This is a genomic window from Micromonospora sp. NPDC050187, from assembly GCF_044459745.1.
Taxonomy (GTDB): domain Bacteria; phylum Actinomycetota; class Actinomycetes; order Mycobacteriales; family Micromonosporaceae; genus Micromonospora.
Genome location: NZ_JBITJH010000002.1, coordinates 239,707 through 260,030, shown reverse-complemented (window position 1 = coordinate 260,030; position 20,324 = coordinate 239,707). Strand labels below are relative to the sequence as shown.

General features: G+C 73.1%; 16 protein-coding genes. 11 read left to right on the top strand and 5 right to left on the bottom strand.

Annotated elements, in window-relative coordinates; all coding sequences use genetic code 11:
• Positions 1-122: 122 nt before the first annotated feature.
• Positions 123-2,348 (bottom strand): family 43 glycosylhydrolase, encoded by a 2,226-nt coding sequence (locus tag ACIBJE_RS04355; RefSeq protein ID WP_396742641.1) that lies wholly within the window; start codon positions 2,346-2,348, stop codon positions 123-125.
• Positions 2,349-2,680: 332 nt separating this feature from the next.
• On the opposite strand from ACIBJE_RS04355, the gene ACIBJE_RS04350 reads away from it, so the two are divergent.
• Positions 2,681-3,625 carry a DUF5715 family protein gene (locus ACIBJE_RS04350; protein WP_396742639.1) on the top strand — a complete coding sequence of 315 codons (945 nt, stop codon included), beginning with the start codon at positions 2,681-2,683 and terminating at the stop codon, positions 3,623-3,625.
• 105 nt (positions 3,626-3,730) lie between these two features.
• Here ACIBJE_RS04350 and ACIBJE_RS04345 read toward each other — a convergent pair whose 3' ends face one another.
• Positions 3,731-6,715 carry a carbohydrate binding domain-containing protein gene (locus tag ACIBJE_RS04345; RefSeq protein WP_396742638.1) on the bottom strand — a complete coding sequence of 995 codons (2,985 nt, stop codon included), beginning with the start codon at positions 6,713-6,715 and terminating at the stop codon, positions 3,731-3,733.
• Positions 6,716-6,900: 185 nt separating this feature from the next.
• Between ACIBJE_RS04345 and ACIBJE_RS04340 the strand changes: the two genes are divergently transcribed.
• Entirely contained in the window at positions 6,901-7,890 is a 990-nt protein-coding gene (locus ACIBJE_RS04340; protein ID WP_396742636.1) for a PfkB family carbohydrate kinase, read from the top strand.
• Between the two features lie 144 nt (positions 7,891-8,034).
• On the opposite strand, the gene ACIBJE_RS04335 is transcribed toward ACIBJE_RS04340, so the two are convergent.
• A complete protein-coding gene (locus ACIBJE_RS04335; RefSeq protein WP_396742634.1) occupies positions 8,035-8,256 on the bottom strand; it encodes a DUF2188 domain-containing protein in 222 nt (73 codons plus the stop codon).
• Positions 8,257-8,393: 137 nt separating this feature from the next.
• Between ACIBJE_RS04335 and ACIBJE_RS04330 the strand changes: the two genes are divergently transcribed.
• Positions 8,394-9,398 carry a linear amide C-N hydrolase gene (locus ACIBJE_RS04330; protein WP_396742632.1) on the top strand — a complete coding sequence of 335 codons (1,005 nt, stop codon included), beginning with the start codon at positions 8,394-8,396 and terminating at the stop codon, positions 9,396-9,398.
• A 57-nt stretch (positions 9,399-9,455) separates the two neighbouring features.
• On the opposite strand, the gene ACIBJE_RS04325 is transcribed toward ACIBJE_RS04330, so the two are convergent.
• Positions 9,456-10,901, bottom strand: coding sequence for an LVIVD repeat-containing protein (locus ACIBJE_RS04325; protein ID WP_396742630.1), 1,446 nt, complete (start codon positions 10,899-10,901; stop codon positions 9,456-9,458).
• A 131-nt stretch (positions 10,902-11,032) separates the two neighbouring features.
• Here ACIBJE_RS04325 and ACIBJE_RS04320 point away from each other — a divergent pair, with 131 nt between their 5' ends.
• Complete coding sequence (locus tag ACIBJE_RS04320) at positions 11,033-11,728, top strand: DUF305 domain-containing protein (RefSeq protein WP_396742628.1); 696 nt, start codon at positions 11,033-11,035, stop codon at positions 11,726-11,728.
• 30 nt (positions 11,729-11,758) lie between these two features.
• On the opposite strand, the gene ACIBJE_RS04315 is transcribed toward ACIBJE_RS04320, so the two are convergent.
• Positions 11,759-13,153: a serine/threonine-protein kinase gene (locus ACIBJE_RS04315; protein ID WP_396742626.1), complete on the bottom strand. Its 1,395-nt coding sequence runs from the start codon at positions 13,151-13,153 to the stop codon at positions 11,759-11,761.
• 528 nt (positions 13,154-13,681) lie between these two features.
• On the opposite strand from ACIBJE_RS04315, the gene ACIBJE_RS04310 reads away from it, so the two are divergent.
• The 7 genes from ACIBJE_RS04310 (at position 13,682) to ACIBJE_RS04280 (ending at position 20,322) form a co-directional block, all read left to right on the top strand.
• Positions 13,682-14,302: an RNA polymerase sigma factor gene (locus tag ACIBJE_RS04310; protein ID WP_396742624.1), complete on the top strand. Its 621-nt coding sequence runs from the start codon at positions 13,682-13,684 to the stop codon at positions 14,300-14,302.
• A 16-nt stretch (positions 14,303-14,318) separates the two neighbouring features.
• Positions 14,319-15,038, top strand: coding sequence for a hypothetical protein (locus ACIBJE_RS04305; protein ID WP_396742622.1), 720 nt, complete (start codon positions 14,319-14,321; stop codon positions 15,036-15,038).
• A gap of 119 nt (positions 15,039-15,157) precedes the next feature.
• Complete coding sequence (gene egtA, locus ACIBJE_RS04300; RefSeq protein WP_396742620.1) at positions 15,158-16,393, top strand: ergothioneine biosynthesis glutamate--cysteine ligase EgtA; 1,236 nt, start codon at positions 15,158-15,160, stop codon at positions 16,391-16,393.
• Positions 16,390-17,712, top strand: a complete 1,323-nt coding sequence (gene egtB / locus ACIBJE_RS04295; RefSeq protein ID WP_396742618.1) for an ergothioneine biosynthesis protein EgtB — start codon at positions 16,390-16,392, stop codon at positions 17,710-17,712. Before egtA ends, egtB begins: the two co-directional genes overlap by 4 nt.
• Positions 17,713-17,752: 40 nt before the next feature.
• Positions 17,753-18,499 carry an ergothioneine biosynthesis protein EgtC gene (egtC, locus tag ACIBJE_RS04290; protein ID WP_396742616.1) on the top strand — a complete coding sequence of 249 codons (747 nt, stop codon included), beginning with the start codon at positions 17,753-17,755 and terminating at the stop codon, positions 18,497-18,499.
• Between the two features lie 40 nt (positions 18,500-18,539).
• Positions 18,540-19,505 (top strand): L-histidine N(alpha)-methyltransferase, encoded by a 966-nt coding sequence (egtD, locus tag ACIBJE_RS04285; protein ID WP_396742615.1) that lies wholly within the window; start codon positions 18,540-18,542, stop codon positions 19,503-19,505.
• 229 nt (positions 19,506-19,734) lie between these two features.
• The gene (locus ACIBJE_RS04280; RefSeq protein ID WP_396742613.1) at positions 19,735-20,322 is read left to right on the top strand and encodes a TMEM165/GDT1 family protein; all 588 of its coding nucleotides are present in this window, start codon (positions 19,735-19,737) and stop codon (positions 20,320-20,322) included.
• The last annotated feature ends 2 nt before the right edge of the window (positions 20,323-20,324 follow it).

Here is a 20,324-nt window from a genome sequence, read left to right as displayed (position 1 = left end):
GCGCGGACCGGTCGGGCGGCGAGCCACCGGCCCCGGTACGTGACCGGGCCCCCCGCCCGGCTGGGCAGGGGGCCCGGATGGACGGTCCGACGCCGCACCCCGTGGACCGTCCGTCCCCGTGACTACCGGTAGAAACGCAGGTAGTCGAATTCCGCGGTGACCGCCGGCTCGGCCCCGCCGTGCGCGACCAGGCCGATTCGGGGAGCGGTGCCGGCCGGGAAGGTCCAGACGCCACCCCAGGTCCAGGTACGCCCGTCCCGGCTGGACCCGGCCCGGAACTCGTGCTCGCCGGTGGCCGCGTCGACCCGGTGCGCCAGCCGCAGCCAGGTGGTGGTGGCCGGGGTGCCGACGATGTTCCCGCCGTACACCGGCTGGCCGGCGAAGGGCAGCTCGTAGCCGTACTCGACCTGCCGGGTGTTCCAGATCGCCACCTGGCTCAGTCGGGCGAACCGGTCGTCGTCGACGTATGCCACCAGGCCGGCCTGCTGGTAGTTGCGGACCGTCTCCTCGCCCAGGTCGAGGGTCACCTTCGTCTCGACGACGTAGTTCCCGCTCGGCGCGTCGCGCAGCAGCACCCCTGCGGTGTTGCCGGTGCCGGTCAGGTCCGTCGACCGCACCGGCCAGCGCAGCGCACCGTCGGTGACGGTGACCGCCGGGTCCGGCCGGACCCACTGCCAGTCCGCGCCGAGGCCGCCGTCGAACTCGTCGGAGAAGCGTGGCAGCAGCCCACCGGGGCGGGGCTCGGGCACGGTCCGCCGCACCGGCTGGTGCAGGCGGACCATGCTGGCGTTGTCGAACTCGGCCACGCCGCCCTCGGCGGCCAGTCCGAGACGGCCGACCGGCGGGCGGTCCAGGTGCAGGGTGACCACCGCGAGCTGGTCGCCCAGCCGGGCCGGGCTCAGCTCGGCGACCAGCCGGTCGCCGCGTACCTCGACGGCCAGGTGGTGCCGGTGGCCGGGCGTGAAGCCGGCCGGCAGTGGCGCGGTCGCCGTCCGTCGGCCGTCGCGGGCCACCAGGCGGCCACCGGCCACGTCGATCCGGACGTCGACCCGGTCCCCGAGGGAGACGGCCATGGCGCGGGCACCGGCCGGGTGCAGGTCCACCTCGGCGCGGACGTCTCCGCCGGTGCTGGTGCGGTGGGTCAGCGTGCCGGTGCCGCGCAGCCGACCGTCGGTGACCCGCCAGTCGCCGTCGCGCCGCCACCCGACGAGGGAGGCGTCGTCGAAGCGTTCGTCGACCCGTCCGGTGGTGACCGGGGCGGGCCGGTCGCCGTCGGACGGCCCGGCGCCCGCGTTCACCACCGGCCAGCCGTCGACCCAGTCGAGCCGGTCGATCAGCATCGGCCGCTCGTTGATGCCGAACGGCTCGTCCAGGTACGGGTCGGCCCGGTCGATGCCGTGGTAGACGATCCAGTCCTGACCGGACAGGTCGGTGAGGAACCCGTTGTGCCCGACGCCGATCCAGCGGTTGCCGTTCTGGGCCAGCACGGGCGTGCCGCCGGCCCGGGAGGCGGTCAGCGCCTGCCCGTCGCGGTCGACGAACGGCCCACGCGGACTCCTCGACCGACCGACGTGGACGGAGTAGCCGGTGGCCGGCCCGGCGCAGCAGTTGGCGGTGGAGGCGAAGAGGTAGTACCAGCTGTCGTGGCGCAGTACGTAGCTGCCCTCGAACTTGTTGTCGACCGCCACCAGGGTCGGCTCACCGACCGCGCGCAACCCGTCCGGGGAGAGTTCGGTGACCGAGATGCCGCCGTAGTAGCTGCCGTAGTAGAGGTAGGGGGTCCCGTCGACGTCGGTGAACTGGCTCGGGTCGATGGTCCAGAGCCAGCCGCCGCCCCCGCCGGGGCGGGGGGCGACGACCGGCTCGTTGGTGAAGGTCCACGGTCCGGTCGGGGTGGGGGCGGTCGCCGCGCCGACGGCGAAGTCGCCCCCGCCGGGGGAGACGGTGGTGTCGGTGACGGTCACGTACATGACCCAGCGGCCGTCGACCCAGCGCACGTCGGGAGCCCAGAACCCGGCCCCCTCGGCGGCGTACGGGGGGCGCTGGCCGGCGGTGAACGCGTCCCCGACGTACGTCCACCGGACCAGGTCCGACGAGCGCGCCATGGGGACGCCGTGGAACTGCTTCTCGCCCTCCCGGAGGGGGTCGGTGGTGCCGTAGGCGTACCAGAGCCCGTCGTGGCCCCGGACGATCACGGGGTCGGCGAAGGTGTCGGCGAAGGAGGCGGAGAGCGGATTGTCGTAGCGAGGCGGCTGCTCCGGGCCGGCGAGTGCCGGCGCGGACGCGGTGGCCGCGAGAACGAGCCCGAGTACGGCGCTGCACGCGCCGCCGCGGCGGAGGTGTCCCATCAGACCTGCCTTGGGTCGTCGGTGGTGTCGACCGTCGTCGCTGCGGTGTCGTGCCTTTGTACAACGTTGGATACAACGTTGTAAAGATCTCCCCGTCGCCTGTCCACATCGGCCGGCGCTCCCGCCGTGTCCGACGGTGTTCCCGGCCGCCACGGTGTGGCGCGCCGGCCGGTGGGGTGTCCTCCTCGGGCGGGTGTCCCGCATCCGGTTTCCCCCCGGACGGGGAGCTTCCCCGCTGGATAAGAGCAATCTTCGTACTCCGCGGCGTAGTGACCGATACCGTCGTCTTCAGGCTCACCCTGCCGATATGTCGGGAGAGAGAGGACCGTGCCATGCGAGTGCCCAGCCGGCGTCCGGAACAGCCCGGCTCGTTCCTGACGGCCGGCGGACCGGTCCGGGCGGCCCGGACCACCGCGACCCGACCCGACCTGGACGCCTACCGTGCCGCCGTGACCGAGTTGCTGGTCGAGGTCAGGGCGTTCGCCGACGAGAACTCCACCGTCGCTCGGCAGGCCCTGCTCACCGACCGCCTCGGCGAGCCGGCGCTGGCCGACGTCCTCCAGGCCACTCCGCAGGGTATGGTCGGCGCCCGGGAGACCCTGCTGTTGGAGATGACCCGTCCCCGGCCGAACGCTTACAGTTCCGCCGCCCTGACCGCCCTGGTCCGGATCTACCTGCTCTCCCGGATCGACGTGATGTGGTGGGCGACGGCGTCCACCTACCGCACCGACGACCAGGTCCAGCGGGACGCGAACCTGGTCGACCTGGACCGGCTGCGCCGTCGGGGTCTGCTGCGGTTCCGCTACCGGAGGCAGCCCGGCACCCTTCTCGGCCGGGCCGTCCGTGCCGCGCAACGGCGGACCGTCCCGCACCGTGCGCCTCGGACCACCGGGCTGAGCTGCGTCCACGCCCGCCCCGAACCGGTGGCGCTGCTCAACCAGATCGCCGCCGAGTTCGCCCTCGCCGCGCCGGCCGGCACGCCGCCTCTCTGGGTCACCAGTCTCACCCGCAGTCTGGAACACCAGTACCGGCTGCGCCGACTCGGCTACGCGGCCATGGTGCCCAGCTCGCACTGCCTCGGTTGGGCGGTCGACGTGGAGATGCACTGGTTCCGCCGGTTCGGTGCCGCGGAGGCGCTGGCCAACGTGCTGCTCGGCCGTCAGGATGCCGGCGAGGTGAACGTCGTCGACGAGGGGCGGGCATGGCACCTCTGCGTCTCCCCCAGGGCCGTGCCCCGGCTGCGTCGGGCGTACCGGGAGGAACTGGGGGAGTGCTGAGGTGCGCGGCACCGTGCCGCCCGGGTCGGGCGGTAGGAGGGTTCCCCTGCGCCGCAGAAAGGGGTAACAAGGGACCCCTCCTGCCACCTCAGCAGGGCGTCACCGTCAGCGCAGGTACGGGCCGGTGGCGCCGATCTTCCCCGGTGCCGGGTTGCCCGGCAGGTCGAGCACGTAGACCCGCAGGTTGCCGGTACCGCTGACGCCGGCGGTCAGGGTGCCGGTGGTGACGGTCTTCACGTCACCGGTGACCGCGTCGGTGTACCGGCCGTTCGGGATGCCGGTGAAGGTCGCGCCGGAGGAGACGGTGACCAGGGCGAAGCTGTCCACCCCGCCGGCGGTGTACCGGCGCTTGAAGGCCATGTTGCCGTTGACCCCCTCGGTGGAGTATTGCCCCTTCTGCAGGGCCGGCACCGCCCGCCGGATCTGGTTGAGCCGCTGCACGTGCTTGACCAGTGGCTTGTCCAGCGTGGTGGCCACCGGACCGCTGGCGGCGCCGACGACGCCGAAGTCGGTGGCGGTGACGCTGCCCTCCAGGTGGCCGCCGTAGTAGGCCCGTCCGGTCGTGGCGAGCGGGCAGGTGGGGCCGCAGTCGATCCGGGCGCCCTTCTGGAACTCGATCTCTGAGCCGTAGTAGAGCGTCGGGATGCCCCGGAACGTCCACATCAGGCTCATGTTCTCCGCCCACGCGTCGGTGCCGCCGGTGTACCGGGTGTTCGACTTGTTCGGCCCGTAGTCGTGGCTGTCGACGTAGACCACGTTGTACGTGGCGTCGTTGTAGCTGTCGTCGGAGTCCTTCCCGTTGTGGAACGCGTTGGAGGCGTCCCCGAAGTTCATGTGCATCCGCATGTCGATGACGTTCATGCCGGAGAACTTCGAGTGGTCCGGGGCGTGGTAACTGTTTCCGCGCAGGAAGGCGTTGTCACTGGTCGGTTGGTTACCGGTGCCGAGCAGCTGCTCGTAGTCGTACTGCTCGATCGCGGCCTGGACGTCGTCCGGGCTGTACTCCTTGCGTTCCTTCCAGGTGAAGAACTGCGCGGAGTGGTTCACCGAGCCACGGTTCCACTTGTCGTTGACGAACGCGGCGACCTCGCCGAAGACGTAGAAGTCCTTCCCCTTGGCCCCGTGCTTCGCCACCGCGTGCGCCTGGAGGGCCGGCAGGAAGCGGCGGTTCCAGGTGACCCGGGGAATGTGCACGGCGGTGTCGACCCGGAAACCGTCCACGCCCATGTCGATGTACTTGTTGTACACGTCGATCAGGTACTGCTGCACCCTCGGGTTCTCGGTGTTGAAGTCGGCGAGGTCCTCGTGCAGCCAGCAGCTGCGGGAGTCCTCTCCCTCCCAGTTGCCGATCCAGCACTGGTGGTAGAGGTCGGCGGGGAAGAGCTTGTTCGTCGGCGACGGCCACTGGCAGTCGTAGAGCGTGTAGCCCTCCGGGCTGCGGCCGTTCGGCGTGCCCCACCGCAGGCACTGGTTGCCGGCGGGCGCGGTGGTCGACCAGACGTCGCCGTTGTAGGGCCGTCCCTTGGCGAGCGCGTTCTGGGCCGGGGTCAACTCCGGGTCGTTGCCGGCGTGTTCGACCAGCGGGTCGTACGACCGTCCCGGCTCCTGTTTGCTGTACATCCACTTCCACTGCTCGTCGCGTACGCCGTAGACGGTCGGGGTGAACAGGCCCTTCGCGCCCCAGCGGGAGCTGTGGTTGTAGACCACGTCCTGGAAGATCTTGATGCCCTTGCCGTGCGCGGCGTTGATCAGGTCCTGGTAGCTGGCCCCGGGGCTCTCCAGCCGGGGGTCGACCCGGTGGAAGTCCCAGCCGTGGTAGCCGTGGAAGTCGTAGTCGGAGCGGTTGAGCACCACGGGTGTGATCCAGATGGCCGAGAAGCCCAGCCCCTTGACGTAGTCCAGCTTGTCGATCAGGCCCTGGAAGTCGCCCCGGAACATCGGGTCGTCGTTGGCCGCGTTGCCGGACTTCACGTGCTGACTGCCGCCCCGGTTGTTGGCGCCGTCGCCGTCGGCGAACCGGGCGGTCATCACGAAGTAGATGGTGTCCTCGCGGGGGTCGCCGCCGAGCGGGGTGCCGCCGGGCGGGTCCGGGGGAGCGGTGCCGGTGGTGGCTGCGGCCGGGGTGCTGGCGGGCGAGGTGTTGCCCGCCGCGTCGTGTGCCCGGACGGTGTACTCGTAGCGGGTGCTGGCGGTGAGGTTGCCGTCGACGAGGCCGGTGCCGGTGGTGGTCAGGGTGACCGTGCCCTGCGGCCCGCCGGTACGGGTGATCCGGTATCCGGTGACGCCCCGGTCGTCGGTCGAGGCGGTCCAGGCCAGCGTGATCCGCACGCCGTCGGCGCTGGCGGTCAGGCCGGTCGGGGTCGACGGGGGCGTGGTGTCCGGCGTCGGTGCCGTGCACGGCTCGTCCGCCTCCGGGGTGACGACTCCGGCCCGTACGGTGGTGACGCCCGCCACGATGCGGTAGTCCGCGCCGTTGTTGTTGTCCCACCGGCCGGCGCCGTCGTTGAACGCCGCGCGCAGGCCGGTGGCGTCACCGAGGTCGACCACCTTCCGTGCCCAGCCGTCGCAGACGGTCTGCATCGGTACGCCGGGCACGGTGGTCCAGGTGCCGCCGGTGACCTGGTAGTGGATGTTCGCGCTGGACCAGCCCCGGCTGCCGGTGTGGTACCAGACCTCGGCGGGCCGGTCGTCCGGCGGTTCGCCGCCGGTGCAGGGGTCGCCGGTGCCGATCACCCCGCCGGAGACGGTCACCGTTCCGGTGCCGATCCGGTAGTTCGCGCCGTTGTTGTTGTCCCAGGTGCCGGTGGTGTTGGTGACGACCACCTGCGCGCCGGTGGCCGCGCCGAGGTCGATGGTCCGCTTCCGCCAGCCGGTGCAGGCGGTGTCCATCGGCACGCCCGGCACGGCGGTCCAGGTGCCGCCGGTCGGCGCGTAGTGGATGTTCACGGTGCTGCCCCAGGCGGCGGGGGGCTGGTAGTAGACGGTGACGGTCTGCGCGGCTGACGCGCCGGTGAGCGGGGTGAGACCCGCTCCGAGGCCGACCACCAGGGCCAGCACCGCCCATCGCCGTCGGGTTCGGATGCTGCTCATAACTCTCCTCGGGGGAGGCTCCCGGCGTCGCACCGACCCCGGGGACAGCTGGATGTTCTTGCAATCCTTGACTCGGCGGTGAGCGAATGTTTCTGCAAGAACATGAAAGTCTTGCCAGGAAGTTACCACCATCACTCTTCTGGGACCAGATGTCGCCCATCCGGTGAACGGGTAAGGAACACGTCATGACGAACGTGGACGTGATGGTGGTCGGACAGATCGCCCGGGACCTGGTGCTCCAGGTCGACGAGGTGCCGGACGCCGGTGGGACCGCCCCGGTGCGACGACGCCGCGAGCTGCTCGGCGGCAAGGGCGCCAACCAGGCGGTCGGGCTCGCCCAACTGGGCGTCCGGGTGGGACTGCTCGGCGTGGTCGGCGACGACGAGGTGGGCCGGGGACTGCTCGCGCAGGCCCACGCCGACGGCATCGACGTCGCCTCGGTCGTCCGGCGCGTCGGCACGTCCACCGGACTGATCGTGGACGTGGTCGACGCCGGGGCCCACTGGCGCTACCTGGAGGACCTGCCCGAGCCCGTGCTGCTCACCGAGGCGGACGTGACCGCCGCCGCCGACGCGCTGACCGGGGCGCGGGCGGTGGTCGTCCAACTGCAACAGCCCCCGGCGGCGGCCCTGGCCGCCACCCGCCTGGCCCACGGCGCCGGCCGCCTGGTGGTGCTCGACGGCGCGCCCGCCCCCGAGGCGGCCGACGACCTGCTCGCCACCGCCACCGTGCTGCGCGCCGACAGCCAGGAGACGACCCTGCTCACCGGTCGGGAACCCACCGACGCGGCCGGCGGGCTGCGGGCCGCCCGGGACCTGCTCGCCCGTGGCCCCTCGCTCGTGGCGGTGGAGGTCGACGGGGTGGGCAACGCCTTCGTCTGGCCGGACGACGAGGTGTTCGTGCCGCTGAGTGCGACCACGACCGTGGACACCACCGGGGCGGGGGACGCCTTCGTCGCCGCGCTCACCGCCGGGCTGCTCCGCGACGAACCCCGCAGCCGGTTGGCCCGGCTCGCGGTGGCGGCGGCCGGGGCCACCGTCGGCACTCCCGGCGGGCGGCCGGCGCTGACCGACGCGGCCATCGCCGCCCAACTGGCGCGGATCCCGGCGGGTACGCCTACACAGGACCGCTCTGCCCGACGACCGGAAAGAAGGAATTCGTCCTGGTCAGGATGAACTGGTCAGCGCGCGGGGCGGGCGTTTGGTCCGCCCAGGCGATGTCAGCGGCCCGGTGGAGCTTGGGCGGGCACGACGACGGCCCGCCGGGCCCCAGCGACGCTGGTGGCCCCGGCGGGCCGTCGGTGGTGTCGGGGGCGGGCGTCAGCCCGCCGGCGGGTACGGGTCGTCCTTGTAGGTGTACTCGGTCTCGATCCGGCCGTCGGCGGTGTGGACGACGAGCTGACTGGGCTCGTTGTCGTGCGCGACCTTCCGGCCCGCCTCCACCGCGACCTGCTTGGTGTCGTACCGGCCGACCTGCTTGCCGCCCTGTTCGACCTTCCAGCCCTGACCGTCCGGCACCACGTGGTACTCGTTGCGCTTCATCGTCACCTCACCGTCCCTTCGGTGTTCGTTGGTACCCACCACCCACGGCCGGAAACCGGGGCATCCACTCACGACCGGGAGCGGGGACATTCACCACCGTGGACAACCCGCCGCCGCTGTCCTAGCGTCTTCCAGCTATGCGGAGACATGCGCTCGTGCTCGGCCTGGCGGTGCTGCTGACGGTCACTAGCTGTTCGGGGGCGGAACCGGTCACCGGCGCGCCGGCCGGGCCGACCGACGGCACCGCGACCCCGGCCGCCTCCCGACAGACCCCGGCCGAGGTCGAGCGGACGCTGGCCAGCCTGCGCCGCGTCGACGACCTGCCCCTGTACGAGATGACCTACGTCGGTGACTACGACGCGCAGACCGACCTGGACCGGCCCACCCCCAGCCCGGTCGGGTGCTCGCTGTTCGCCGCGCTCGGCGACCCGGACCGGCCGCTGTTCGCCCGTAACTTCGACTGGGACCGCAACCCGGCGATGGTGCTGCGCACCGACCCGCCCGACGGGTACGCCTCGATTTCCCTGGTGGACATCTCCTACCTGGGGGTGGGCGCCGACCCGACCGGTGACCGCCGGCTGCTCGACGCCCCGTTGCTGCCCTTCGACGGGATGAACGAGCGCGGCCTCGCGGTGGGGCTGGCCGCCGACGACAACGCCCGCGCCGAGCCGGTGCCCGGGCTGCCCCGGGTGGGCAGCGTCCGGATCCTGCGGCTGGTGCTCGACGAGGCGGCCACGGTCGCCGAGGCGGTGCGGGTGTTCCAGCGGTACAACCTCGACTTCGAGGGCGGTCCGCCGCTGCACTACCTGCTCGCCGACGCGACCGGCGCGTCGGCGGTGGTGGAGTTCGTCGACGGCCGGATGCGCGTGCAGCCGGGCGGTGGGAGGTGGCAGGCGCTGACCAACGTACCGGTGATCGACGTTCCGGAGCAGCGGCGACGTGCCGACCACCGCTACCGGGTGCTCGCCGAGGCGCTGACCGCGGCCGGCGGCAGGATGGACGCCCCGGCGGCACTGGACCTGCTCGACGACGTCCGGCAGGGGCACACCCGGTGGTCGGTCACGTACGGGCTGCGCGGCGGCGAGGTGCGGGTGGTCACCGCCGCCGGTGGCCGGCACGAGTACCGGCTGCCGACCGCCTGATCGGCGGACACGCCTCGGCCCGGCCCCGTGCGGGGTCGGGCCGAGGACGCGGAACGACTACCGGCTGCGGTAGCTGGGCTGGGTCTGCGGGTTGAACTCCCGGAACCGGGTCAGCTTCGCCGACGCGGTACGCGGGTCGTTGATCTCCAGGATGTCCAGGCCCTTGACCGTGTCGCTGGAGTAGATGTACCCGTTGTAGTAGTACGCCGACCAGGTGCCGCCGAAGGTGAGCTCGCTGTCCGACAGCGGCCCCCGCTCCCAGAAGCCGATCTCCTTCGGCGTGGTCGAATCGGTGAAGTCCCAGACCGAGATCCCGCCCTGGTACCAGGACTGCACCATGATGTCCCGTCCCTTGACCGGGAGCAGCGCGCCGTTGTGGGCCACGCAGTTCTCGGTGTCGGCGTTGGCCCGGGGGATCTTGAAGTAGCTGCGGAAGGTCAGCTTGCGGGCGTCTCCCTTGCCGGAGAGGTCGTAGACGGCGTTCGCGCCCCGGTTCGGTCCCACGGTGGCGTTGCAGGTCGCCGCGCCGCCGCCACCCAACTCGTCGACGAACACCACCTTCGTGCCGGCGTTGTTGAACGTGGCCGAGTGCCAGAACGCGAAGTTCTCCGTGTCCCGCACCCGGTTGATCACCCGGGGCGCCTCCCGGTCGGCGATGTCCAGCAGGATGCCGTCACCCATGCAGGCACCGGCGGCCAGGTCCTTGTCCGGGAAGACGGTGATGTCGTGGCAGCCGCTGGTGGCGGAGCCGCCCGGACGTCCCTCGTATCCGCCGTCGGGGAAGAGGTTCGGTACGGCGACCACGCTCGACGCCGTCGGGTTCTTCACCGGCACCTTGACGATGGAGATGGAGTCGTGCGGCCGGGAGCAGCCGACGTAGGTGTCGGACGGGCCGTACGAGGAGACGTAGAGGTAGACGGTGTTACGGGCGCGGGCCGGCACCAGGGTGTGCGTGTGCGAGCCGCAGGCGGTCTGGACGGACTTGACGTAGCGCGGGGCGGTCTTGTCGCTGATGTCGAAGATCTTGATGCCCTCCCACGCGGTCTGATCCGGGTTGACCCGGTCGCTGGCGCAGGAGTCGTCGCTGCGGGGGGAGTCGGTCGACAGGAACAGCAGGTCGCCGTGGACCGAGATGTCGTTCTGCGACCCCGGGCAGAGCACCTGGGAGACCAGCTTCGGCCGCTCCGGCCGGGCGATGTCGTGGATCTGGAAGCCGTTGTAGTTGCCGACGAAGACGTACCGGCCCTGGAAGGCCAGGTCGCTGTTGATGCTCGTGTTCAACGGCTCGCCGATCGGCGTGTTCGCCACCAGCCGCATGTTGGGGCTGCTGACGATCTCGTCCACCCCGGGTATGCCGGTCGCCGCGCTCGCCTGCGCGGGAGCCGCGTCGGGGGCGGTCTTCGCGGCGCTGGGTGTGGCGGGGGCGAGACCGAGCAGGAGCAGGCCGGTGGCGGCCAGGCCCAGGGTCCGTAGCTGACGTGGGGGTGGGAGGGCTCTGCTCATCGGCGGCATCCTTCGACGGAAGGCTATGGTACGAGGGCGCCTTGCAACCTGACGATAGCAGTCGATGTGACCGGGCGGCGGAGGTTGTCGTCGCGGTTCCGTGTACCACGCCGGGAAGGGGAGGGGTGCCGATGACGGTCCGACATGGACGGCTGCTGGCCGCCGCCATGGTGCTGCTGGTGGTGGTGGCGGCCGCGTTGCTGCTGCGGTTCACCGCCGACCCGCCCGCGCCACCCCCGCCGCCCGCCGCCCCGCCCACGGCCACGCCTGCGCCGGACGGCCCACCGGTGATCGTCCCGGGGCGGCCCGGTGAGCCCGCGGTGACCCGCGCCGGCAGCGAGGTGCGCCGGGACGCCTCACCCGGCCACAACGACGCGGACGTCTGGTTCGTCCGGGCGATGATCCCGCACCACAACCAGGCGCTGGAGATGGCCGCGCTCGCCCCGCAGCGGGCCGGTGACCCGGCGGTGCGGGCCCTCGCCGAACGGATCAGGGCCAGCCAGGGGCCGGAGGTCGGAATGCTGCGGGGCTGGCTCGCCACCCGGGGGCTACCCGCCGAGGAGACCGGCCACGGCCATGGCACCGACACCGGCACCATGCGGGGCGTGCAGTCCCCGGAGGCGATCCGGCAACTCGCCGCCGCCCGGGGCGCGGACTTCGACCGCCTCTTCGTCAGCATGATGACCGACCACCACCGGGGCGCTGTCGCGATGGCCACCGACCTGCTCCGGGTCGGCGCGGACCTGACCCTGTCGGAGTTCGCCACCGCGGTCGCGGTCGAGCAGAACGTGGAGATCGACCGGATGCGTACGCTGCTCGACCGCTGACCGGGGGCCGCCGCCGGCCCCCGGCGGGAGTCAGCCGGTGCCCTCCGCTCCACCGTTGCCGCCGCCGGCCGGGGCGGTCGTGGTCTGGCCGACGGTGGGCTCCGGATCGGTGGGCTCGACCGCTGGAGTGGTGGTGGGCGCCACCGGCGGCGTGGTGGTCGGCGCGCCGGTCGGCTCGGTCGACGGGACCGGTTCGGCCGTGCCGCTCGACCCCGGGCTCGGAGTCACCGTCGGGTCGACCGACGGCCGACCGGTGGGCGCGCCGGGGCGGTTCGGGCGGTTCGGCCCCGGCGTCGTCTCCTCGGTCAGGCCCGGATCCTGGTTGTCACCGCTCGGGGCGCTCGCCGACGGGGTCGTCCTCAGGTTGGTGGCCGGTGGCGACTCGTCGTTGGTCAGGCTCATGGCGGTTACCAGGCCGGTGATGGCCACCAGCACCGCCGCGACCGCGCCGATCAGGGGGCCGCGCCGCCGGTTGCGCGCACCGGCCGCACCGGTGGACGACACGGCGGGCAGGTCGGTACGGGTGTCCGGGCCGGAGACCCGCAACGGGCCGGGGACCGGCACCGTGGGCGTGCCGCCGGCCGTGGTGGCCGTCGCCATGCCGCCCGCCGCCCGGGCGGCGACGGCCATCTCCGCGCCGGAGGCGTACCGCTCGGCCGGGTCCTTGGCCAGCGCCCGGAAGACGAGGTCCCGTACGGGTGCGGGGATCTCGACCGGCAGCGGTGGCGGCTCGTCGTCCAGGTGCCGCACGGCCACCTGGAGCGGGTTGTCACCGGTGAACGGCGGGCCGCCGGTGAGGCAGCAGTACGCGACCGCGCCGAGGGCGTAGATGTCGGTGGCGGCCGAGACCGGCCGGCCGGCAGCCTGCTCCGGCGCCATGTAGAGGGCGGTGCCCGGCACGGCGTTGGTGCTGGTGATGCTGGTGACGTTCGTCGACCGGGCCACGCCGAAGTCGACGAGGACGACCGCGCCGCTCTCCTGGACCATCAGGTTGCTCGGTTTGACGTCCCGGTGCACGATGCCGCCGGTGTGCGCCGCGTGCAGCGCCTCGGCGGCCTGGGCCACCACGGACATGGTCTCGGCGACGCCCAGCGTGCCGTCGGCCTCGATGCGCCGGGAGAGCGGTTTGCCCTGGACGAACTCCATCACCAGGTAGTCGGCCGTGCCACCCTCGGGAAGCTCGTCCTGGCCACAGTCGTAGACCTGCACGATCCCGGGGTGGCGCAGCGCCGCCATCATCCGGGCCTCGGCGCGGAACCGGGCGATGAAGTCGGGGTCGGAGACCAGCGCGGGCAACAGCACCTTGACCGCGACCTGGCGTCCCAGCACCACGTCGGACGCGCGCCAGACATCGCCCATGCCGCCGGTGGCGACACGTTCGTCCAAGCGGTACCGACCGCTGAGCACGACTCCGGAAGACAACACGGCAATACCGTACCCATCGGCGCGCGCGGCTATCCGGGCGCGATCCCGGGTAGGGTGAGCGGGGCGCAGTGGTGAAGACACACAGTGTGACGGTGGTGTGGCCCGGATGGCGCGCCGGCCCGTGGCGACCCGGCAGGCGGGTCGGAACCGGTTCGTTGCACGCGCCCGTAAGCTGCGCGAACACCGGACCCCGTCGCACCGGCCGCCGGGAGCGTCGCACGGTCGCTGGGCGTTACGGCGACATGCCGTGACTTGTCGTTGACTTATGTCACTTGTTTGATTTGTGGTGCTGTCTTGTCGGTGCGTGACGTGCCCCCTACCGTTACCGACTCGGGTCGGCCCCGACCGGGGCGCGGGACCTGCCCGCACGGGCGGCTACGCCCCGGTGCGTGCCGTGCCGTCGCGGCGGCGGACGCGATTCGAGGCCAGCGGGGGGCTGATGGTGCGGCTGGAGGTCCGGTCGGACGTCGACGGCACCGACCCCGAACGGTCGGCCCCGGACGGGCACGTGGCAGGATCATCGCCCCGATGACCGGTGACCTGAACGCGGTGGTGACCGCTGCCCAGAACGGCGACGAGGAGGCGTTCCGTCTCCTCTACCGCACGCTGCAACCGGGCCTGCTGCGCTACCTCACCGCCCTGGTCGGCGCGGACGCCGAGGACGTCGCCTCGGAGACCTGGCTCCAGGTCGCGCGCGACCTCGCCACCTTCACCGGCGGCGAGTTCCGGGCCTGGGCGGTCACCATCGCCCGCAACCGGGCCATGGACCACCTACGCCGGCAGCGCCGCCGGCCGTCCGTACCGGTGCCCGTGCAGTCCCTCAGTGACCTGCCCGGCGACAGCGACACCGCCGAGCACGCCGGGGAGACCCTCGGCACCGAGTCGGCGATCGCGCTGATCGCCACGCTTCCGCCCCGCGAGGCGGAAGCGGTCCTGCTCCGGGCGGTGGTCGGGCTGGACGCCGAGTCCGCCGCCCGGGTGCTGGGCAAGCGGCCCGGCGCGGTCCGTACCGCCGCGCACCGGGGCCTGCGCCGGCTCGCCGCGCTCCTCGGCGACGGCGAGTCGTCCCCGGCCACGCCACCCCACCCACGCCCCGGCCGGGGCCGGCAGATACCGGCTCCGCCTCACGTCGAACCGGCGGACGGTTGACGTGAGGGGAGCCTGGATGCCTTTCCGCCGATTCCGCCGACCGGACGAGCAGGCGGCCGAGCGACTGCTCGACACCGTCGTCACCGCAGGCGTCGACCCGTCCGACGAGCCCGTCGCCCGGCTGTTGGCCACTGCCGCCGCGCCGGCCCGCCCCGGCGAACTGGCAGGCGAGGACGTGGCGCTGGCCGCGTTCCGGGCCGCCCGGGCACAGCGCCCGGCACCCGTGCCGGACCCGCCCCGCCCACGCCGTACCGCGCGGGCCGCGGCCTGGCTGGCCGGGCTGGCGGTCGTTGCGACCGCCGGGGTGGCCGTGGCCACCGTCGACCTGCACCGGTCCGACCCGCCGCCGGCCCCACCCGCGCCGACGACCGGCACTCCGGCCCCGCCGGAGAGCGCGCCGACGCCCACCCGGACGCCGTCGACCGCCACCGACGCCCCCACCACGGGGCCCCGACCCGGGGCGGGACCGGGTCGGTCCACCGATTCCCGGGGCCCCGCCGCCCATCGCGGCCTGTGCACCGCCTACCTGGCCACGTCCGCCGGGCAGCGCGCCAAGGCGCTGAAGACTCCCGCCTTCCGGGCGCTCACCGAGGCGGCCGGCGGTCCCGGCCGGGTCGAGGAGTACTGCGGGGAGCTGGTGGACGCTCCTCCGGGCCGCCACCCCACCCCGACCGACCGGCCCGGCCACGACAAGCGGACCGAGCCGCCGACGGCCCGACCGTCGAAGTCCCGGTGAACCCGTACGACGAGCGACACCGGTCGTTCGTCTGCTAGACATGACACGGAAGGGCCGCCGACGCGCCGGTTCGCGACGGTGGGCCCGGTGCCGACGAACGGTTCGGGGAGGGACCACGCATGGTGACGTCGCCGGAGCTGGACCGCTCGGCGATCCTGCGGGAGGCCGGCGCTGCCGCCGGTCACATCGCCCGGATCTGCTTCAAGACCGGCCCCCCACTCCTCACCGGTGTCGAGCTGGAATGGACCGTGCACGACGCCGCGGATCCGGCCCGTCCCGTCGACCGGGACCGGCTGCGCGCGGCACTGGGGCGGCACAGCCCCACCACTCTGGACAGCGCGAGCCCGGCTGAGCGGCTCCACCACGGCGGTACGGTCACCGTGGAGCCCGGCGGGCAGGTGGAACTCTCCACCGCGCCGCGACCCTCGCTCGCGGCCCTGCTCACCGACACCGACGCGGACGTCGGTGAACTGACCCGGCTGCTGGCCACCGCCGGCCTGATCCTGGGCCGCAGCGGCATCGACCCCCACCGGGCACCCCGTCCCGTCGTCGACACCCCCCGCTACCAGGCCATGCGCCGTGCGTTCGACCGGCGCGGCCCGGCCGGGCGGACCATGATGTTCAGCACCGCCGGTGTCCAGGTCTGCCTGGACGCGGGGGAGGAGACCGACCTGGCGGCCCGGTGGACGGCGGCGCACGCCGTCGGCCCGCCGCTGCTGGCGGCCTTCGCCACCGCCGACCGGCACGCCGGCCGGCTCACCGGTTGGGCGTCGGCCCGGATGGCCGCCTGGCTCACCATCGATCCGACCCGGACCCGGCCGGTCTGGCAGCCCGGCGACGGGCACCGGGACCCGGTGGCGGCCTGGACCGGGTACGCGCTCGCCGCGCCACTGCTCTGCGTCCGTGCCGACGGGCCGGACTGGACCGTCCCGCCGGGGATCACCTTTGCCGACTGGATCGACGGGGCGCTGCCCCGGCCACCCACCACCGACGACCTCGACTACCACCTCAGCACCCTCTTCCCGCCGGTGCGGCCCCGGGGATACCTGGAGATCCGCTACCTGGACGCCCAGCCGGGCCGGGAGTGGACGGTGCCGGTGGCGGTGCTGGCCGCCCTGTTCGGCGATCCGGCGACGACCGCCACGGCGGCGGCGTGCGGCGCACCGGCGGCCGACCGCTGGTACCAGGCGGCCCGGTACGGACTCGCCGATCCACCGGTGGCCCGGGCCGCGGTGGAGCTGCTGGACCTGGCGTTGGCGGCCCTGGCCCGGTTCGACCTGCCGGCCGGGACGTACGAGGAGATCGTCCGAGGTGTACGACGGCGGCGGGCCGTCGCGGAGAGGAACGCACGGTGACATCAACCCAGTCGGACGCGGAGACACTTCGCGACCGGATCGCGGCCGAGTTGGCCCGCACCCGGGCCCGGACCGCCGGACTGACCGACGCGGTCGACGACGACGACCTGGCCCGTCAGCATTCCCCGTTGATGTCCCCGCTGGTGTGGGATCTGGCGCACGTCGGCAACCAGGAGGAACTCTGGTTGGTCCGCGACGTCGGCGGCCGGGAACCGGTCCGGCGGGACATCGACGACCTCTACGACGCGTTCAAGCAGCCCCGTCGGGACCGGCCGGCCCTGCCGCTGCTGCCGCCCCGGGAGGCCCGCGCCTACGTGGCGACCGTTCGGGACAAGGTGCATGACCTGCTCGACCGGATCCGGTTCACCGACCGGCCGCTGGTCGCCGACGGTTTCGCCTTCGGCATGATCGTCCAGCACGAGCAGCAGCACGACGAGACGATGCTCGCCACCCACCAGCTGCGCTCCGGCCCGCCAGTGCTCGCCGCGCCGCCGCCGCCCGAGCCGACCGTCCGGATCGGCGGGGAGGTGCTGGTGCCGGCGGGACCGTTCACCATGGGCACCTCCACCGACCCGTGGGCGCTGGACAACGAACGCCCCGCCCACACCGTCGACCTGCCCGCGTACCTCATCGACGCGGCGCCGGTGACCAACGGGCGGTACCGCGAGTTCATCGCCGACGGCGGCTACGACGACCCCCGCTGGTGGAGCCCGGCTGGCTGGGCACACCGGCAGGCCGAGGGGCTGACCGCGCCGATGCACTGGCGGCGCGACGGCGACGGCTGGGCGTACCGCCGGTTCGGCCGCTGGGATCCGGTCCGTGACGACGAGCCGGTGGTGCACGTCTGCTTCCACGAGGCGGAGGCGTTCGCCACCTGGGCCGGCCGTCGGTTGCCCACCGAGGCGGAGTGGGAGAAGGCCGCCCGCTGGGACCCGGCCACCGGCCGGTCCCGCCGCTACCCCTGGGGCGACGACGAGCCCACCGCCGCCCACGCCAACCTCGACCAGCGGCACCTGTGGCCGGCGCCGGTCGGCGCGTACCCGGGCGGGGCGTCCCCGCTCGGCGTGCACCAGCTGATCGGGGACGTGTGGGAGTGGACGGCGACCACCTTCCGGGGCCACCCGGGCTTCACCGCCTTCCCGTACCGGGAGTACTCCGAGGTCTTCTTCGGCGACGACCACCGGGTGCTGCGGGGCGGCTCGTTCGGCACCGACCGGGCGGCCTGCCGGGGCACCTTCCGCAACTGGGACTACCCGATCCGCCGGCAGATCTTCAGCGGCTTCCGCTGCGCCCGGGACGCCCGGCCGGAGGAACGGTGATCCGACGCGCCGCCGGGCCGGTCCCGGTTGGTGGCGCCTGATGTGCCGGCACCTGGCGTACCTGGGGCCGCCGGTGTCGCTGCGGGCGCTGCTGTTCGACCCGCCGCACTCGCTGGTGCGGCAGTCCTGGGCACCCGCGGACATGCGCGGCGGCGGAACGGTCAACGCCGACGGCTTCGGTGTCGGCTGGTACCCGGACGGCGGCGTCCCGGTGCGCTACCGCAGCGCGCAACCGATCTGGAGCGACCCGGCGCTGCCCGGCCTGGCCGCCGCCACGGTCACCGGGGCGGCGTTGGCCGCCGTCCGCTCCGCCACGGTCGGCATGCCGGTGCACGCCGGGGCCGCCGCGCCGTTCGGTGCGGGAGCCTGGCTGTTCAGCCACAACGGCGTGGTACGCGGCTGGCCGGAGTCGGTGGCCGGGCTCGCTGCCGCCCTCCCGGTGCCCGACCTGCTCACCCTGGACGCCCCCACCGACGCGGCGCTGCTCTGGGCGCTGGTCCACGACCGGCTGCGGGCCGGTGCGGACCCGGCCGACGCCGTCGCCGACACCGTCCGGGCGGTCACCGCGGCCGCCCCGGGGTCGCGGCTGAACCTGCTGCTCACCGACGGCCGTACCGCCGTGGCGAGCGCCGCCGGGCATGCCCTGTCGGTCCGCGCGGACGGCGACGCGGTGCTGCTGGCCTCCGAACCCCACGACGACCACCCGGCCTGGCGGCCGGTGCCCGACGGCCACCTGGTGGTGGCCACCCCGGCCGGGCTGCGCACGACCCCGCTCGACCGCGGGTAGCACCGGCCGGACGCGACGTTCACCAACGAAAGGGAAGTCCATGACCGCCGAACCGCTGGAGATCCACCTGGAGGAGCGTGACCTCGACCGGAGCCTGCGCGACGACGTCCGGACCGGGCTGACCGCCGACCCGAGGTGGCTGCCGCCGAAGTGGTTCTACGACGCCCGGGGAAGCGAGCTGTTCGAGGAGATCACCCGGCTGCCGGAGTACTACCCGACCCGGGCGGAACGGGCCGCGCTGAAGCGGCACGCGTCCCGGATCGCCGAGGTGACCGGAGCGAAGACCCTGATCGAGCTGGGCTCCGGCTCGTCGGAGAAGACCCGGCTGCTGCTGGACGCGCTCAGCGGCCGGGGCACCCTGGGCACCTTCGTCCCGCTGGACGTGTCGGTGAGCGCGCTGCGCCAGTCCACCGCCGCCCTCGCCGCCGACTATCCCCACCTGCGGGTGCGGGGCATCGTCGGGGACTTCACCCGCCATCTGGACCGGCTGCCGGCCGGCGGGCGGCGACTGGTGGCCTTCCTCGGCGGCACCATCGGCAACCTGCTCCCGGCCGAGCGGGCCGCCTTCCTGGCCGCGATGCGGGCCGCCCTGGAGACCGGGGACTGGTTGTTGCTCGGCACCGACCTGGTCAAGGACCCGGGGATCATCGTGCCCGCCTACGACGACGCCGCCGGGGTGACCGCCGAGTTCAACCGCAACGTGCTCCGGGTGATCAACCGTGAGCTGGGAGCCGACTTCGTCCCCGACGACTTCCGGCACGTGGCCGTCTGGGACGCCGAACGGGAGTGGATCGAGATGCGCCTGCGGGCGCGGCGGCCGATGCGGGTCCGGGTGCTCGACCTCACCGTCGACTTCGGCGAGGGGGAGGACCTGCGGACCGAGGTGTCGGCGAAGTTCCGCCCGGAGGGGGTCGCCACCGAGCTGGGTGCCGCCGGCTTCACCGCCGAGGAGCTGTGGACCGACCCGGACGGCCTGTTCGGGTTGACTCTCGCCCGGGCGATGTGAGTTTCCGCTGCCCGGGCCGCCGCCCCCTCCGCTGGCGGCGGCCCGGGATCGGGTACGCTGTGCACCGCGAAGGGGAGTAGCCCCCAATGTCGTGGTCGACACACTGATGCGTTCCGCATCCGGCCACGCGGCCCCGCACCGGGGCGGGCGAGACCTTCGACTCAGGCTGTTGACAGCCGGGTCGAGGGCGCTCCTGTTCCTCCTCCCGGCCTGATCCGGAAGGACGCCCATGGAGGGCTTTCTCGTCGCGCTGGCGGTGAGTTTCGGCGTGATCTTCGTTGCCGAGCTGGGGGACAAGTCCCAGCTCATGGCGCTGACCTTCGCCACGCGGTTCAAGACGGTCCCGGTGCTGATCGGGATCACGATCGCCACCGCCGTGGTCCACCTGGTCTCGGTCGCCATCGGCTACGGACTCGGCGCGACCCTGCCGACCGGGTGGATCTCGCTGGTCGCCGGTGTGGCCTTCCTCGGGTTCGGCGCGTGGACGCTGCGCGGGGACACCCTCACCGAGCAGGAGAAGCGCAAGGCGGAGCGGAGCACCAAGTCGGCGGTCCTCGCCGTCGGCGTGGCGTTCTTCCTCGCCGAACTGGGCGACAAGACCATGCTCGCCACCATCACCCTGGCCACCCAGTACGGCTGGTTCGGCACCTGGATCGGCTCGACCATCGGCATGGTGGCCGCCGACGCGCTCGCCATCGTGGTCGGCCGGATGCTCGGCCGTAAGCTGCCCGAGAAGACCATCAAGTACGGTGCCGCGATCCTCTTCGCGATCTGCGGCCTCTGGCTGATCCTCGACGCGGTCGACCAGCTCACCTGACC